Below are 16,155 nucleotides of genomic sequence, written 5' to 3'. Positions count from 1 at the left end.
TCCATATAACAAGCAAAACCCTCGCAGGTGCTATCTTAGCACTTGGCGAGGGTTTTTTTCATGTTAAGGATATCGATAAAGTTACGTAGAGCAAGAGGTGGATTCTTCTGATTCCGGATGACAAATTGGGTGGTTAGTGTTCGATATGTCTCTGGAAGTTCGATGTATTGGAAGGAAGAACTAGGGGGTATGACACATCGAGGGAGTAGGGAGATGCCGAGTCCTTCCGAAATGCCCTTTAAGATGGCTTCCAATGTATCAAATTCAATGAACATCGTTGGTATTCCTTGATGGCTCGCCGCCCATCGTTCGAGAAGTGTGCGATAGGGACAACCTGATTGTTGATTGACAATGAGCGGATACTGCATAAGATCTGTCAGGTTGTGGTGCTCACGTGAAGCAATGATTCCGACTTCTTCGGCAAAGGCGTATGCAGCTGTAAGTTGCTCATGCGTATATTGATCACTTATAAATGCACCATCTAATGAACCCTCAACCACCTTGTTCATAAGCGCTTCATGATGATCTGTATGAATCGATAACGATACGGATGGATGGGCTTTATGATACGCTGTAAAAAAAGCTGGCAAGTGTGAAGCAGAAACCGTCTGCGTGGCGCCAATCCGCAAAGACATTGGTATATCAGGAGAGGAAAAGACCTCTTTGGCCTCATCCATTAATTGCAGGATTTGATCCGCATAAGCAAGCAGCTTCACACCATTTGAGGTCAACGTGACGCCCGTATGACTGCGATGGAACAACGAAATCCCAAGCTCTGTCTCGAGTTTTTGGATCCGCAAGGTCACATTCGATTGCACATAACCCATAGCTAGGGCAGCTCTAGATACGGATTTGTGGCGTGCAACCTGTTGAAAAATACGTAGATCACTACTTTCCATAACTCCTTCATCCTCCTTTCATGACAGCATACCATAGGTATCAGTTTTTTTAATACCCCTTATGATAACGAACAATTATTCAACTTCTAAATAAGGGATTAGACTGAAGATAGAAAAGGAGTGGATGTAACATGGATTTACAACATAAAGTTGTACTCGTAACAGGCGGGGCGACAGGAATCGGTCGAGCGACCTGTATCCAATTGGCAGCGCAAGGCGCGCTTGTAGCGATGAATTATTCTCGGTCCAAGGAAGAGGCGATGGATACCGCACAATATATCCGAGAACGCGGGGGAAAAGTCATCACAATCCAAGCAGATGTCTCGAAGGATGCTGAGGTACGGCAGATGGTGGAAGAGGTTGTGGCACAGTTCGGGACCATTCATGCACTGATAAATAATGCAAGCATTACTCGGCAAATTCCACTGGAAGATCTTGAATCTGCAACAGATGAAATTTGGGATGAACTGTATGATGTGAACGTCAAAGGGATGTTTCATTGTGCACGCGCGGTGTCCAAGTGGATACAACAACATCCCCAAGGAGCAATCGTAAATGTAGGCAGTGTCGCGGGTTTGACGGGTTCTGGCTCCTCCTTGCCGTATGCTGTATCCAAAGCAGCGGTGCATGGTCTTACCAAATCGTTAGCCCGTGCATTGGCACCGAAGATTCGCGTGAATTGTATCGTTCCTGGCGCTGTAGCAACGAGATGGTGGAAGGGGGAAGAGGACAAAATGTACAAACTAAGCGGGGACTTACTTCTTCAACGAATTTCCACGCCGGAGGATATTGCAGCGTCCATTTGTGCCATGCTTCAACAAGACTCAATGACAGGACAAGTCATCACAGTTGATAATGGACAAACGTTATAAATTTCTAGCGCTTACAGCAAAAACCCTCGCGATGACCGATCATGTCGGCGATGGCGAGGGCCTCTTTTCTACATATCGTTTAAAACTGTAATTTGGAAAGTTCATGATATTTGTGTGTATATTCCAAAACGGCAGAAACGAAGGTGGCATGGGACCATGTAAGAGGTGCGACGGAGAGGGGGGAACCACTGATCGGATCCACCTGTTCAGATAACATGCCGCTTTCCATACTGCGATCAACAACCCATTCTAATGTTCGCCGCGGCGTCTCGAGATCTTCCAAGGATTTTGCCGTGGCAATATCATATTTGGCGAACCATAAGGTACAAATAATCCAAGGATTTCCTGGAATTCGTTCGAGATCGCTGCTCTTCTGGAAGTAGTAATCATGATAGTATCTTGCAATACCACCCACCGAAGTACGAATCGTGAGTTGCTTGCGAAGCTCCTGCATCGTACGGACAACGCGTTCATCATCTGGAGGGAACACGCCGAATTCGAAGAGACCAAAGATACTGCTCTCAGGTGTTGCATCCTGAACCCATTGTCCGTCCCGACGATATAAACCACGGACATATCTCCCGAGTTCTTCGTTCCATAAATGTTTTTCCATGCTTATCTTAATGGCTTCAGCGGCCTGCTGATATTTCACGGCACGTTTATCATCACCGAACAACTTCGCGAAATTCGCAGCTGCTGACAATCCTCCGTATACGGCTGCTGTGGTGAAGGTGAAGATGCCATAACGTTCTTCCCACAGATCATAACTCGGTTTCGGCAATTGCAATTCGGGTTCGATAAATTCACTTAGAAAATTGGCAGATCGACGAATGAGTGTACGGTATAACGATTGCGGCAGTTCAATATCTCCGTTCCGAACGTAGTCCTGCCATAAAGTAAATAAGACGAGTGCCGTTTCATCTTCTTGAATCGGATATTGCTGTTTGCCATCATGTACGTAGGGATGCCAGCTGGATCCGACCGTGCCGTCGGGGTTGTATTTGTGATGCAAGTAGCCTTCGGGTGCAAGCGCTCTAGCACAGAAATGGAAAAACGGTTCAATCATCCCATGATAGCCGGCTAAGGACATGGCATCCGCTACAAGTGCGCCGTCTCGAGGCCACATATAACTGTAATGGTCGCGGTTGAATTGCATGATATCCGTATCGTTTGCGGCAATAATAGCGCCATTCACATCCGTCTGCGTTCGCACGATTAATAGGCTATGTTTGAATAATTTAGCGATTCCCTCATGTAAATCGGCATAGTTGCGGTGCGTCTTATTCGCCCAACGCTGCCAATAGATCGTAACCCGATCGAGCAGATTGCCTGGACCGCTTTCCTTTACATAATAATCCAATTTCTTCACATCTTCGAGGCTCTGTCCAGCACTCAACCAATAGTAGACATCCAACTCCGCTTGCGCAGGCAGGGTTCCCCGAATACTTATAACGCTATCCACGGAGCCTTGCGCGATGGGATTTCCCATGAGATGTCCGTCTTCGGCATCGCGGAAGGTGCCTTCGGCTTGATGGAATCGTTTGACCCCGGTAGAAAATTGATAGATGCCCTCTTGTCCGCATAGGGCATTGAACATGAAATAGCGGTCTTTTTTGTAATGGAATATGGTGTGGTTGTATGGGTAATACACCGCAGTGTCTCCAACCTCTGTCTCATTAATGACTAAATCTTGATGAAAAAAGATACGGATCTCACGATCCGTATGCTTATGGTTGGTCATTTTCATTCGTTTGAGATATATCGAGTCACGTTGGTGAATCCCATCATTCATCCGCAAGGTGATACCGAGTCTGTCATGGGTTGCAGTAACTTGGGTGACAAGGGAGTCTTCGAGGTAGGAGAGCTGAAATTTCCATTCTGGATCACTTAGCCAGCTGAATTGTTCATCCACATAACATCCGATGTGACAGCGATATCCGCCTACATGATTTAATTGTCCGACGTAGGGATAGAACATATCTCGTATGCAACCATACTGATCCAGATTGATGAGAAATTTGCCGTTTCCTACGACGAGGTGTCTAGGCACATCATCACTTCCTTAGGGGAGAATTCGGTTTAACGAGTTGTTTGGAATAATTGGATATCATTCGTTCGGCATGCATCTCGCTGGATGCATGGGCAATAATTCGAAATAACGGTTCATCATGATCCGGTAGAATAATCACCCAGCCATCCTCCGTGATCACTTTGATCCCATCGATTAATTCCGTGGATTGATGTTTCGTCGCTTTGAGAATCTGACGCATCATGGACCCTTTCTCATGCCAAGCACAAGGGATAATCTCCTTGGCAGTGTAGAAGTTCGGAATTTGGGCTAGGAGCTCCTTTAATGAGATCGATTCTTTGATCATGGCTTGGAGAATCATGCTCACCGCATACAACTCATCCAAGAGGGGGTGGAATAACCAACCGCGGCTTGCTTCCAGCAGTGCCCGATTATTCTCCTTCGTCCGCGTCAGTGTAAGCTGTGTATGAAGAGCTAGAGATTCTGCGATTTGCGGTGCACTTACCGGAATGCCCAGACTGGTGGATTTATTTAATTTGCTGGCGGCGAGGACTTTGAGCGCAAGTAATTGTTCATCGGTGATACGCGTCCCATCTTGCAGCACGAGAAGAAGCCCTTGCCCATTGCGACCCATACGAATGCCAAAGTCTGCCCGCACATTTTGGACGGTATCCATTAAGAGATCGACATTATCCTGTGAACCATCTTCGTGGAGAATGAGGTGCTGTCCAAGAATATGCTGCGCGAATCGTTCGATGAAAGAGCCGTGATCTCGCGGATCGTACTGAAGCACCGCAAAGATGTTCTCTGCAATGGGCTGCGGGGCACCGAAGTCACGCACTAACTTCTGGATGTAATCCGTTTCTGCGTATTGATACTGGCGGTACTCCCCGATTTGGTTAATATGACTGCGGAAGAAGTCTTCTTGCCAGAATGCATTTTCGATTTTTCGTTCGACGCTTTTCGCGAGTGGGAAGCCTTGCGCATCCAGCAGTTCGATCAGTAATTGGTCTTGGCCTTGCACATCAATCATTCGCATATGAACGGCGCCGTTGAGATGCAGGGTCTGTACCGCATTCCGGCATACGGCGGTGGTACCCATTCCAAGATCCAACACATGAATGCCGGCACCTTGAAGCCCTGCGGAGAAAGCGAACTTCATCATGGATGCGAAAGGATGCGTGGAACTGGATAATCCGACAGTCGAGGTCGGAGAGAGGACAGAACCGAAGGCAGCGGCCAGCTTGCCGGCGAATTCCGGCGTCATTTCCGTATTTGGAATGCCATAGACCCCTTTGCCACGGAACAATTGGTGCATCGTTTGCTCGCCCCAGATAATGGAGGTATGCACTTTACTATTCGGCAGGATGACTTTGTTCGGCCACAGCTTGACATTGGATTTCACGGTTACTTCGGGACCTAACGTACAACCCGATCCGATGACTGCATTCTCCTGAATGCGAGTTCGTTGTCCAATTAAATTCCGATCACAGACGAGAGCGCTCTGCAGCTCACAATCTGGGCCCAATTGGTTGTTATCCCAAAGAATCGTTCGATCGATCCGATTGCCTTGGAGCACTTGGTTATAGCTGCCGAGGATGGAATATTCGCCGATGACGGTATTCGGTTGAATGGAACTATGGGAACCGATATAAGCGGGCCCTATATAGGTTACGCGATCTGTGATCATTGTGTGACTTTCTACGAAAATCCCTGGGGCGACTTCCTCTGCAGCAATCCGTACGTTCACTTTGCGATCAAGCATGTCAAATTGTGTCTCGCGATATTGTTGAAGGTTGCCGATATCCGACCAGTATCCTTCGGCGATATAGCCGTATAGCGGTGCTTGCTTCTCTAGCAGGGTAGGGAACAGCTGCATGCTGAAGTCGTACACTTGATGGGTGGGAATATCATCGAAAATTTCTGGTTCGAAAATATAGATTCCCGTATTGACGGTGTCGCTAAACACCTCGCTCCAATTCGGCTTCTCTAGGAAACGTGTAATGCGCCCGTCCTGGTCTGTGATGACAACACCATACTCAAGAGGGGTATCGACTTGCGTCAATACGATCGTCGCTAGGGATTCCTGATTACGATGGTATGCAATCGCTTGGTCTAGATCAAAATCCGTTAACGCATCACCGCTGATGACGATAAATGTTTCATCCAAGAAGGATGCGGCATTACGGACACTGCCCGCTGTGCCTAAAGGTTCATTTTCTTCAAAATATTGCAATCGAACACCAAAGTCGGATCCATCGCCAAAGTAATCACGGATGACCTCTGGCAAGTATTGAACCGTTACCGCGATATCCGTAATGTCGTGCTTGCGAAGCAGTTCAATAATATATTCCATGCATGGTCGATTCAAAAGAGGCACCATAGGTTTTGGGGTTTGCAAGGTTAGTGGGCGGAGACGTGTTCCTTTTCCACCTGCCATAATCACAGCTTTCATTTCGTAATCACTCCTTCATACACTTTTTTGGTAGAAGCCGCAATGGATTTCCAATCGTATCGCTGTTCTACTTTGTTGAGCGCGTTTTTTGCCATACCTTCCGCGATCTCAGGGTGAAGCAGCACTTCAGTAACATGCCAAGCGAGCGATTCTACATGACCCGGCAGTGCCTTGTACCCATCTGTGCCGTGATCAATAATTTCTGCTAGCCCGCCCGTGTCGGAGACGACAACTGGGGTACCGCTCTGCATCGCTTCCAGGGCGACAATGCCAAATGGTTCATATAAACTTGGGAAGACACAGACATCCGCCATCTGTAGTAACAAATTGCGCTCATCATCGTGAATGAAGCCAGTGAAGGTCACAAATGCATCGAGCTCTTTTCTTGCAGTAAGATCTTGCAGCGCCTGTTTCATCGGTCCGGTGCCCGCAATGATGATGCGTGTTTTGGGAACGGCCGCATGAATAGAAGGGAGTGCTTCGATCAGTACCTGAATTCCTTTTTCATAGACGAGTCGACCAATATAGAACACGATCTTCTCATCGGGCTGTGCGTAACGAAGTCGGTGAATCGCTAAATCATGCGCTTGCTGTGAGTGAAGCTTGGAGGAGAGTTCCACACCGTTCGGGATCATGGAGATCTTGGATGCAGGAGTGGAGAATAAGTTCTGAATCTCCTGTACCATGGAATGGCTACAGACAATGACTTGATCTGCTATCGTAGTAAGCTCCGTCTCTAACTGATGAATATGTCGTTGAATATCTTGTTCAATGATGCCGTGATTCCGACCGTGCTCTGTCGCGTGAATGGTGGCGATTAACGGAATACCGGCGAATTCCTTGAGGTCTTTCGCTGCGTAATGAACAAGCCAGTCATGCGCATGAATGAAATCGAACCGATGACCGCTTTCTAAGAGCAAGACTGCGTAGTCTGAGATCGCAAGATTCAATTGGAAGACCCAATCCATGAAATCGATCGGGGTAATGCTCTGCAAGACCGTAACGCGATGAACGTGAATTTGATTCAGGATTTCATAGGCCGGACTTCCTTGAACCTCTCGGGTAATGACATGTACTTCAATGCCTTGCGTAACCAAATATCGGGACAGATCAAATACCGCTTTGGCTAAGCCGCCTACAACTAACGGCGGGAATTCCCAAGCGAGCATAAGTACTTTTTTGTGGCGCATGGATGTCAAGGTTTCTCGACCATACGTGGTGGATAGCAAGTGTGGATGTAAGCTCGTTTCGGGCATATACATGTGATAGCTTACGGTCGGGAGACAAGCATTCTGTTCTTCCAAGCGCTGTAACAATTCCACGTCATACACTTGGTGGTCGATCATTTCCAACAGTTGATGGAATTGTGCGAGATGACGCTGTGTTCGGGCTGCAGCATACGTTGGAACGGTCTGAGCATCGATAATGAAGGCCCAGTCACTGCTCTGTGCCAGCATTAATTCGCGAGCGGCTTGATGGAGGATTCGCTCGGCGACATTCGTATGGCCCCAGAGGTGATCTCTTTGCTGCTGCAGCGTATGTAATAGACGGTCTTCTGCCATATGCAGGTGACGATACACCCAATCGTTCTTTTGCTGGAGCCACACTTCGCCGTAGCCGTTGCGCCCCCAACTGCAAAAAGGAAGATCTACCGTGTCTGAAATCGGATATTCCTTGAGATAATCGCCAGGTGTAATAAAAGCGAAAGTACCCTGCTGATTGCGCGAGTTACGGAATAAAGCTTCGATCCATAGCGGACCTTCATACCACCAATGACCAAATAGCTCCGCATCGTAAGGACTGACAATAAGCGGCTTACGATCATTGGACGATTGCAGGTTGGCGATTTGCTGTTCCCGGCAAAGCAAGAAATGATCTGCATGCATCGAGGCCTTATGACGTGCCCAATCCGGTACATAAGGGGCTTTGTCCTCGTTCTTCCCGCTAATCCGGAAGTATTTCATACCCGTGTTAATGCGTGCGCCATTTTTCAGAACATAAGGCTTGATATAATCCCATTCTTCCGCATCGTTCCATCCGAGATCGTAACCGATGTCTCGATAATATTCGCGGTAATCCGGATCCCCTGGATATCCTTCGTGGCTGCTCCATACTTGGCGTGAAGATTCGGGGTCGCGAGCAAAGGCATGGATCCCGTCCACGGTCATGATCGGAGCGGATAATCCGCGGGCAGGTTTTGGCGTTGCGTGTTCAAGTCCATGTTGATCCACAATGAAATATTGAATCCCGCACTCTTTTAATACCGTAGAAAGCTCGGAGGTATAAGCACACTCGGGTAACCAGATGCCCTTGGGCTTCTGTCCGAAATGCCGTTCATATTCCAGGACACCCACCAGAATTTGTGCCTTCATGGATTCGCGGTGCTTCATAAAGGGTAAAAAAGCATGTGTCGCTGAACAGGTCATGATGTCGATGTATCCGAGATCTTGGTAAAGCCGAAACTTGGAGATCACATTACAATCACAATCGCGATAGTATGTGAACAGCTCCGTCCACCTGGCATGATACATGGCGGCGAGCTGGGCGAATTCCGGTTGATCTTGATTACGAACCTGTTCTAAGGTTGCAAGCTGAATCAATTGCGTGAGATACGCTTCATACCGCTCTATCATTAATGAATCTTCCATCATCGCTAATAGGGGAGGAGAGAGCGAAACCGTTAATCGAAATGGCACGTTGTCCTGATGGAGTCGATCGAACATCTGGAGAAGCGGCAAATACGTTTCGGTCATCGCTTCAAAAAACCAACGTTCCTCCATATAATCATCACGATCCGCATGACGAACATAAGGAAGATGGGCGTGCAAAATTAGCGATAAATAGCCTTGGACATTCAAATTCATGCAATAACTCCTTCTTTGGGTTGATAGACGGTATACGTTGAGAATTGAGGGTATGGAGATGTATGCTCCGTTGTTGTGCTTGGAGTGATCCAAGGCTGTGTGGTGAACGTTTGGTTCTCTGCATCGGGATAAGCATGCTTCAGAACTGAATTTCTTGGCGTCGTAATTCGGTTGGAACGAATAAGCGGAATGAAGTGTCCATAGATGTTCAAGGTGCCGAAGTCAGCGGTATACGATCTCGATGGTGTCAGTTCATGAAAATACCAGGATGTTGCATCAAGGACTTGGATATCCGAATATTTCGCTCCATCTTGTGGAATACTAGAGAAATCTGCCTCATTTTCATAGATTCGTATAATCTTTGGCATGTGATTCCAAGTCGTGCTATAATGGCGCGTAACAGCGGCGATCGTGCGTTCTGAGATTTCCCAGTAAGCGTACATGGTGGTCGGGTTGACAACCATGAGATGCAAATAGTTCTGATTATACGCTGTGGGTAAAAGAGGATGAATGATGTCGGACATAGCGACCTCCTTCGGCAATTTGGGATGCATGCTTTCTGAACATTCGACTCATTTGGCGCTGACCATGAACTGTACGAAATCGTCATATCGATTTTCGGATTGGACTAAGGAATCGAAGATCTCCTTGGTGACAGAGGTGAACGACTTGGTCTCTCCATTATGGTAATGGACTTGCAGTTCATGGGTGCCGTCGTTATAGAGCAAGTAACTAATTTGCTTAGAGCAAATTGGGATGACGAAGGACATGGGATTCCCCCCTTTTTTTTTAATGTTATGGTCTTCCATCTATATGTTCATGAAAATGGGTTTATAACTTTCATAAAAAAGGAATTCTCCAGTTCATTCGCGAATATCTTAAAAGCAAAAACATGGAAAACGCTTACTGCTATGCTAGGCTTGACTTTGTTTGTTTAGGTCGATCTTCATAGGTCTTTTCGATTTACTGAAAAATAACAATTCCATGGAATGTGATGTTAGAGGAGGAAGTCAAATGAGCTTTTGTTGTGGCGCGAGTATGATGGGAACCAAGGGAACGCTTAAGCATTTTCAGACCCAAATTCATAACGTCCCTCTTCTCTTTTGTCCAGTATGTTATCGGGTTGAAGTACATCATATGGTGGAGAATGAATACGAAATATTAGCTGAGTACGCTCACGGTGATGGGGCAGACGAGGTGGATTTTCGTGATTATGTGTATGAAGAAGAGAAAGATATGTACGAAAATTGCGTGAACTCGGAACACGAGGACCCGATGGAGGTCGTCAAGACACAGATCGATATGGCGTTGGATTTATTGACGGTGGCGAAGCAGCTGGATGATACCGCATGGCAAATGCAATTGAAAAAAAGGCTTGCGGTGATGAGTCATCGGAAACAACGTTTACTGCAGAAAAATAAGTCTTGATGACGAGGGAAAAACATGCAAAAAAGTCTTACCCGATTGGGGAGACTTTTTTTGTTAAAGGATTTGTTAAAATTCATTCACGGTTTAGATAAAACTTCCGCTTATTCGACAGTATCTCTGGTTGACCGAATTGTCATTTTTTTACTATGATGGTGGTAAAGTTGTAAATTCTACAAAAAGGGGGCACAACTTTGTCGGTAGAACTTCAAAATCACGTAGCTTTTGAAACGGTACTCCAACACTTAGACAGCGGTGTGCTTTTGTTCGATTCACGTGGAAATATCTGCTTTACGAATCAGGAAATGACCCGACTTCTCGAAACTTCTGAAGAAGTGTTGATCGGTTGCTCGTTGCTTAAATTGTTCCGCGATCAGCGAATCAGAAGAGATTTTCGGTCGCACATGGTACATATTACGAAGCATATGCTTCGCCGAAAGATTCAGACCTACGAACTCGTCGAAACCAACCGCCATTGGCTCATTACTCGTACGAATATCAAGGAGCTGGATGGATATTGTTTACTAACCATTAAAGATGTATCGCAATATAAAGAAGTAGAGCAAACCGCATTTGCCCAGGACAAGCTGGCCATGCTTGGCCAAATCGCTGCAGCAATTGCCCATGAAATTCGAAATCCATTAACAGCGATTCGAGGGTTCATTCAATTATTAAGGCCCTATTTAAAAGCCGTAGGAAAGGAAGAATACTCGCGTATCATTCTTGCTGAAATCGACCGGGCGAATGATATCATTGTCGAGTTTCTGGATTCTTCCAAGCCGACGAAGCCGGAGAAAACATGCATTCCGATTCGATTACTGCTCAAAGACGTGGTGATGCTGGCGGAGAGTGAAGCGTTAATGCGCGGATGCGAAATACGATTCTCAGAGCAGGGTATACTGGATTCGAAAGTATCTATTGACGTGAAGCAGATGAAGCAGGTGATCTTGAATTTAGTCAAGAATGCGATGGATGCCATTTGCGATTCCGGAAAGGAAGAGCCCGGCATGATCGATCTATCGTTGGAGAACGAAGGCGAGCAATTGCAGATCATTATTCGAGATAACGGGAAAGGCATGAATAAGCTGTCATTGAAGAGATTATTCGATCCTTTCTATACGACGAAGGCGACGGGAACCGGCATTGGGTTATCGGTGAGCGAGCGGATTATTAAAAATCATGGCGGATCCATCAGCGTGGATAGCCAGCTTGGCTTAGGCACAGAATTTATCATATCGTTGCCGAAGGCAACGGGGTAATTATACATATTGCAGCAAAGAAAAAGGCTTTTATGAGGAATCTGAATATCGAAATTCCTGATAAAAGTCTTTATCATTCATGGGGGCTTTCGCCCATTTTGAATACGGATGGCGATCCTCATCGATATATCCTGGTCAATCATGGTACAATAATGAAAAAAAGGATAAAGGATCGGTGAGTGATGACTTCTATGCAAACTTCAATACGATTTGAGCCTTTAGCAGCATTGTCGGGGATACAGGCCGATATCATCGTATGGCCTATTGGAACAGAACAAATCAAACAAGGTAAGCTGCATCCGGATTTAGCGGGTATCTTACCTGTACTTACTTCTCAAGGATTATTCGAAGCGAAATCCAATCAGGTATATTCCCTGCCTGTCGGAGGACAATTTCATCATAAGATCGTCATGTTAGTCGGATTGGGTTCAAGGGATCTATCCCATGATACGATCCGCAATGCAGCGCAAGCTTCTGCGAAGGCTGCCGTAAAGCTGAAAGGTGGTAAAGTTGCATGGGTGGTGCCAGCGGCATTCGAAGCTACGGCATTATCGGAACATCCATCGCAGACCTGTGCACATGCCTTAACTGAAGGATTCTTATACGGTGCTTACCGCATCAAGAAATATCATCGTGACCAACCGAAATATCACGGGATTGCCGAATTGATATATCTACGGGAGACAGCTTCTGTAGACGAGATGGAAGCCGCATGGCAGGCGGGTGTTCGTTCTGGTCAAATCTATGCGGAGGCAACGAATACGGCACGGGATCTAACGAATATCCCGGGCAATATGCTTGTCCCAAGCACATTAGCGGAAGAAGCCATGAAGATTGCGGCAGCGAATCAGCTAGAAGGATTTGTATTAGACGAACAGCAGATTACGGAGATGGGCATGGGCGGACTCCTTGCCGTTGGGCAGGGAAGCATCCATCCCCCGCGTATGATTGTGCTGAAATATCAAGGTACAGAAACATGGACGGATGTCTTTGGACTGGTCGGCAAGGGGATTACGTTCGATACGGGCGGCATTTCCTTGAAAAAGGGTCTTGGCATGGAGGAAATGATCAGTGACATGGGTGGTGCAGCCACTGTGCTTGGCGTTATGCAGGCAATCGCGAAGCTGCGCCCGCGCATCAATGTAGTTGCGGTTATTCCTTCAGCAGAGAATATGCCATCTTCAAATGCGTTCAAGCCGGGAGATATCATTACCACGTTAAGCGGCCGGACGATTGAAATCCTGAATACGGATGCGGAAGGGCGTGTCGTGTTAGCCGATGGGATGACTTATGCGAAGCAGCTCGGTGCGGAGAAGTTTATCGATGTAGCTACCCTTACGGGGGCGGTACTCGTGACGTTGGCTGACGTCGCAACAGGCGTAGTGACCAATGATGAGACATTCTTACAGGAGTTTATCGCGGCGTCGAAAAAAACGGGGGAGAAGGTCTGGCCTTTACCTGCCTACGAAGAATTCTGGGATATGCTGAAGAGCGATGTGGCAGATCTTAGGAATCGTACGGGCCCTCATGGTGCAGCGAGTACAGCCGGGCTATTCATCGGAACCTTTGCCGACGGATTGCCTTGGATTCATTTAGATATCGCTGGAACGGCATTTATGATGAGAGAACGCGGTATCGGCAGTAAAGGGGCTTCGGGGGAGATGGTTCGAACCATTACCGAGCTTTTCATGTCGCAGGAAGATCAGTGAGACGAATTGTAAAAGGGAGAATGTGCTTGCCACGAAGGCAATGCGCATTCTCCCTTTCTTTTAAGTCATCGAATGAGGGCATTATTTGTGTTCTTGAACAGGCGTTCTCGTTGAATCAACATGTTCCATCGTTATAGTAGGAGGTGTATGACAGCTGCTCATGGAACAGGATTTATTCTGGGAGCAGCTGGAGCAAGCGCCTTTTTTGCTTTTGGTGAAAAAGCGATACAGCGTCCAAGCGGCGTAACCAAAAATCACCGCGATAATCAGCACATCGATCATGGTAGATTCGCTCCTTTCCTCGTGTTAGTTATGAAAATCCAAGCCACTGTCCGCCTTGGTAGATGATAAGTGCGACGATATAAGCAAGGACAAGGGCATATCCAATCGAGAATAATGTCCATCGCGTGGATGTCGTCTCCTTCTTAATAACCCCTACCGTTGCAAGACATGGAACATAGAGTAAGATAAATGCCATAAAGCTATAGGCCTGCAACGGGGTGAATGCCATTTGGATTTGAGACTCCAGACCCGCCATATCCGGTGCATGATAAATAATGTTCATGGTCGATACGACCACTTCCTTCGCCATAAACCCCGTGAGTAACGAAGCACCTGCTTGCCAAGTGCCGAAGCCTATCGGTGCGAGAATCGGCGCGAATAATCCGCCAATCTTAGCTAAGAAGCTGTGATCCATCTCCACGCCGAAGCCGCTAGGTCCTGCATAGGATAAGAACCAGATCAGCACCGATCCACCGAGAATAAAGGTACCTGCTTTGCGAATGAAGCCTTTGCCCTTCTCCCAAGTGTTTCGAATTAAAGATCGTACTTGCGGGAGCCGGTAGGGAGGAATCTCAATGACGAACATGGATTTCTCCGAAGTATAAAAGATACTAGTAAATAGTTTCGCGAGCAATAGAGCGAGTACAATCCCCAGAAGGTATAAGGAGAAGACGACAATCGCTTTATGGCTTACGAAGAAAACACCAACGAATAGGCTATAAACTGGAAGCCGAGCTGAGCAAGACATCAATGGCGTCAACAAGGTGGTAACCAATCGTTCTTTAGGTTGTTCGATGGCGCGCGCCGACATGATCGCCGGGACATTACAACCGAATCCGATGATGAAAGGGATGAATGCTTTACCGTTCAAACCAACCATCTCCATGATTTTGTCCATGACAAGGGTAACACGAGCCATGTACCCTGAATCTTCGATGAAGGAGATCATCAGGAATAACATGAAGATTTGCGGTACAAATACAAGGACGCCGCCGACGCCTGCAATGATACCATCGACAATTAAGGCATGTGTGAATGGGGAAGCACCGAGGGCCGTCAAAGCCTGATTGACCCCATCACTTAGCGGTCCGCTGAAAAAAGCATCTAACATATCTGACACGGGTTGCCCAAACCAATCGAACGTCAATTTAAATAGAAGAAACATAAATAGGAGAAAGATCGGTAAACCCAGGATTTTATGGGTAACCAGGGCATCGATTCGTTCGGTCAAAGAATGCTCCTTCTGCTTTCCGCGATCGACGCATTGCTCACATAATTGCTGGATGTAGGCGACACGCACACTGCGGAGATACTGCGGCAGATGTAAGCCAGCACCGCTCTGGACAATAGCATCTTCCGTCTGCCTGTACAATTGTTCCAATGGCTCCATTGGCATCATTCGAGCGAGGGATTCTTTGACAGCGGTGTTGTTCTCGAACAATTGAAGGCTTAGCCAGCGCGTATCCGGTAATTCGAGCTGCAAGTTATCTAGATAAGAAGCGCATGCGACAACGGCTTGCTCCACAATCGGGCCGTAATCCAGTTGAAAGGGAGTTTCGATGGAAGTTGGCATGCCTGTCAATTGCTCGAGAATGGCATCGGTTCCTTTGCCCGTTCTCGCGACGATCGGAATCACAGGCACTTGCAGGATTTGGGATAGTTTATCCGTATGGATGCGAATTCCTCTTGATTTTGCAACATCGATCATGTTGAGCCCAATCACGAGCGGTTTCCGGTATTCTAAGAGTTGAAGGGTAAGATAGAGGTTCCGTTCAATTTGGGAACTGTCTATGACATTTAGCACAGCGTCAGGAGATTCTGTGAGCAGAAAATTCGCGGCAACACCTTCGTCACGGGAGAGGGGGTTGAGAGAATAGATTCCAGGGAGGTCGACCAGGCGGTCTATTTTATTCAGCAGCGTCCCGACTTTCTTCTCAACCGTTACACCAGACCAGTTACCTACATATTCATAGGAGCGTGTGAGTGTATTGAAAAGCGAAGTTTTTCCGGTGTTCGGATTCCCGGCTAACGCATATGTTCTCATCGGATTTGCACCTCAATCTTAGCTGCTTCTTGTTTCCGGATTCCAAACAGCTGTCCGTTCGATTCTAAGGTAAGTGGTCCGCCGAATAGACTTTTGCGTTTCATACGTATTTCAGAGCCGACTGTAATGCCTAAATCTAATAAACGTCGACAGACGAGAGAATCTAAATCCGAGATGCTGTGGATACAAGCGATGCAACCAGGTTGTGCATGTGATAATGCTATGGTATTCGTCTTCATACGAAGCCACCCTTGCTGTTTATATTGATTCAATGAGAATGCTTATCATTATTATTTACTTCACTATAGCATGTTGCT

General features: G+C 46.9%; 13 protein-coding genes. 4 read left to right on the top strand and 9 right to left on the bottom strand.

Annotation, left to right across the window (positions count from 1 at the left end; translation table 11 throughout):
• Nucleotides 1–35 precede the first annotated feature (35 nt).
• Nucleotides 36–899, bottom strand: coding sequence for a LysR family transcriptional regulator (locus tag BVG16_RS16860; RefSeq protein ID WP_078499842.1), 864 nt, complete (start codon nt 897–899; stop codon nt 36–38).
• A 131-nt stretch (nt 900–1,030) separates the two neighbouring features.
• Here BVG16_RS16860 and BVG16_RS16855 point away from each other — a divergent pair, with 131 nt between their 5' ends.
• The gene (locus BVG16_RS16855) at nt 1,031–1,771 is read left to right on the top strand and encodes an SDR family NAD(P)-dependent oxidoreductase (protein WP_078499841.1); all 741 of its coding nucleotides are present in this window, start codon (nt 1,031–1,033) and stop codon (nt 1,769–1,771) included.
• Between the two features lie 79 nt (nt 1,772–1,850).
• Here the strand turns inward: BVG16_RS16855 and BVG16_RS16850 are convergent, their stop codons facing one another.
• From BVG16_RS16850 to BVG16_RS16830, 5 genes are read right to left on the bottom strand one after another with little or no spacing between them, the layout of a single operon-like run.
• Entirely contained in the window at nt 1,851–3,821 is a 1,971-nt protein-coding gene (locus tag BVG16_RS16850; protein WP_078499840.1) for a glycoside hydrolase family 15 protein, read from the bottom strand.
• A gap of 4 nt (nt 3,822–3,825) precedes the next feature.
• Nucleotides 3,826–6,255 (bottom strand): sugar phosphate nucleotidyltransferase, encoded by a 2,430-nt coding sequence (locus tag BVG16_RS16845; RefSeq protein ID WP_078499839.1) that lies wholly within the window; start codon nt 6,253–6,255, stop codon nt 3,826–3,828.
• The gene (locus tag BVG16_RS16840) at nt 6,252–9,119 is read right to left on the bottom strand and encodes a 1,4-alpha-glucan branching protein domain-containing protein (RefSeq protein WP_078499838.1); all 2,868 of its coding nucleotides are present in this window, start codon (nt 9,117–9,119) and stop codon (nt 6,252–6,254) included. The genes BVG16_RS16845 and BVG16_RS16840 overlap by 4 nt, the downstream gene beginning before the upstream one ends.
• A complete protein-coding gene (locus BVG16_RS16835; RefSeq protein ID WP_158081718.1) occupies nt 9,116–9,643 on the bottom strand; it encodes a DUF4912 domain-containing protein in 528 nt (175 codons plus the stop codon). The genes BVG16_RS16840 and BVG16_RS16835 overlap by 4 nt, the downstream gene beginning before the upstream one ends.
• 48 nt (nt 9,644–9,691) lie before the next feature.
• Nucleotides 9,692–9,889, bottom strand: coding sequence for a KTSC domain-containing protein (locus BVG16_RS16830; RefSeq protein ID WP_158081717.1), 198 nt, complete (start codon nt 9,887–9,889; stop codon nt 9,692–9,694).
• Between the two features lie 244 nt (nt 9,890–10,133).
• On the opposite strand from BVG16_RS16830, the gene BVG16_RS16825 reads away from it, so the two are divergent.
• The 3 genes from BVG16_RS16825 to BVG16_RS16815 all read left to right on the top strand — a co-directional run bounded on the left by BVG16_RS16825 (nt 10,134) and on the right by BVG16_RS16815 (nt 13,512).
• On the top strand, nt 10,134–10,547 hold the full coding sequence (locus BVG16_RS16825; protein WP_078499835.1) for a hypothetical protein: 414 nt from the start codon (nt 10,134–10,136) through the stop codon (nt 10,545–10,547).
• Nucleotides 10,548–10,738: 191 nt separating this feature from the next.
• Nucleotides 10,739–11,803 (top strand): ATP-binding protein, encoded by a 1,065-nt coding sequence (locus BVG16_RS16820; protein WP_144027411.1) that lies wholly within the window; start codon nt 10,739–10,741, stop codon nt 11,801–11,803.
• Between the two features lie 182 nt (nt 11,804–11,985).
• On the top strand, nt 11,986–13,512 hold the full coding sequence (locus BVG16_RS16815; RefSeq protein WP_233147065.1) for a leucyl aminopeptidase: 1,527 nt from the start codon (nt 11,986–11,988) through the stop codon (nt 13,510–13,512).
• 81 nt (nt 13,513–13,593) lie between these two features.
• On the opposite strand, the gene BVG16_RS16810 is transcribed toward BVG16_RS16815, so the two are convergent.
• From BVG16_RS16810 to BVG16_RS16800, 3 genes are read right to left on the bottom strand one after another with little or no spacing between them, the layout of a single operon-like run.
• Entirely contained in the window at nt 13,594–13,794 is a 201-nt protein-coding gene (locus BVG16_RS16810) for a FeoB-associated Cys-rich membrane protein (RefSeq protein WP_078499834.1), read from the bottom strand.
• Nucleotides 13,795–13,822: 28 nt separating this feature from the next.
• The gene (feoB, locus tag BVG16_RS16805; protein WP_078499833.1) at nt 13,823–15,838 is read right to left on the bottom strand and encodes a ferrous iron transport protein B; all 2,016 of its coding nucleotides are present in this window, start codon (nt 15,836–15,838) and stop codon (nt 13,823–13,825) included.
• The gene (locus tag BVG16_RS16800) at nt 15,835–16,077 is read right to left on the bottom strand and encodes a FeoA family protein (RefSeq protein ID WP_078499832.1); all 243 of its coding nucleotides are present in this window, start codon (nt 16,075–16,077) and stop codon (nt 15,835–15,837) included. The genes feoB and BVG16_RS16800 overlap by 4 nt, the downstream gene beginning before the upstream one ends.
• Between the last annotated feature and the right edge of the window lie 78 nt (nt 16,078–16,155).

It is taken from the genome of Paenibacillus selenitireducens, from assembly GCF_002021565.1.
Taxonomy (GTDB): domain Bacteria; phylum Bacillota; class Bacilli; order Paenibacillales; family Paenibacillaceae; genus Paenibacillus_K; species Paenibacillus_K selenitireducens.
Note: the sequence above shows the minus strand (reverse complement) of the source record. Positions and strands in the feature narration are given on the sequence as shown.

What these genes read in the sequence shown, in the direction of transcription:
- BVG16_RS16860 (WP_078499842.1), bottom strand. Translation starts at nt 899, where the DNA reads ATGGAAAGTAGTGATCTACGTATTTTTCAACAGGTTGCACGCCACAAA.
- BVG16_RS16855 (WP_078499841.1), top strand. Translation starts at nt 1,031, where the DNA reads ATGGATTTACAACATAAAGTTGTACTCGTAACAGGCGGGGCGACAGGA.
- BVG16_RS16845 (WP_078499839.1), bottom strand. Translation starts at nt 6,255, where the DNA reads ATGAAAGCTGTGATTATGGCAGGTGGAAAAGGAACACGTCTCCGCCCA.
- BVG16_RS16840 (WP_078499838.1), bottom strand. Translation starts at nt 9,119, where the DNA reads ATGAATTTGAATGTCCAAGGCTATTTATCGCTAATTTTGCACGCCCAT.
- BVG16_RS16835 (WP_158081718.1), bottom strand. Translation starts at nt 9,643, where the DNA reads ATGTCCGACATCATTCATCCTCTTTTACCCACAGCGTATAATCAGAAC.
- BVG16_RS16830 (WP_158081717.1), bottom strand. Translation starts at nt 9,889, where the DNA reads ATGTCCTTCGTCATCCCAATTTGCTCTAAGCAAATTAGTTACTTGCTC.
- BVG16_RS16825 (WP_078499835.1), top strand. Translation starts at nt 10,134, where the DNA reads ATGAGCTTTTGTTGTGGCGCGAGTATGATGGGAACCAAGGGAACGCTT.
- BVG16_RS16815 (WP_233147065.1), top strand. Translation starts at nt 11,986, where the DNA reads ATGACTTCTATGCAAACTTCAATACGATTTGAGCCTTTAGCAGCATTG.
- BVG16_RS16810 (WP_078499834.1), bottom strand. Translation starts at nt 13,794, where the DNA reads ATGATCGATGTGCTGATTATCGCGGTGATTTTTGGTTACGCCGCTTGG.
- feoB (WP_078499833.1), bottom strand. Translation starts at nt 15,838, where the DNA reads ATGAGAACATATGCGTTAGCCGGGAATCCGAACACCGGAAAAACTTCG.
- BVG16_RS16800 (WP_078499832.1), bottom strand. Translation starts at nt 16,077, where the DNA reads ATGAAGACGAATACCATAGCATTATCACATGCACAACCTGGTTGCATC.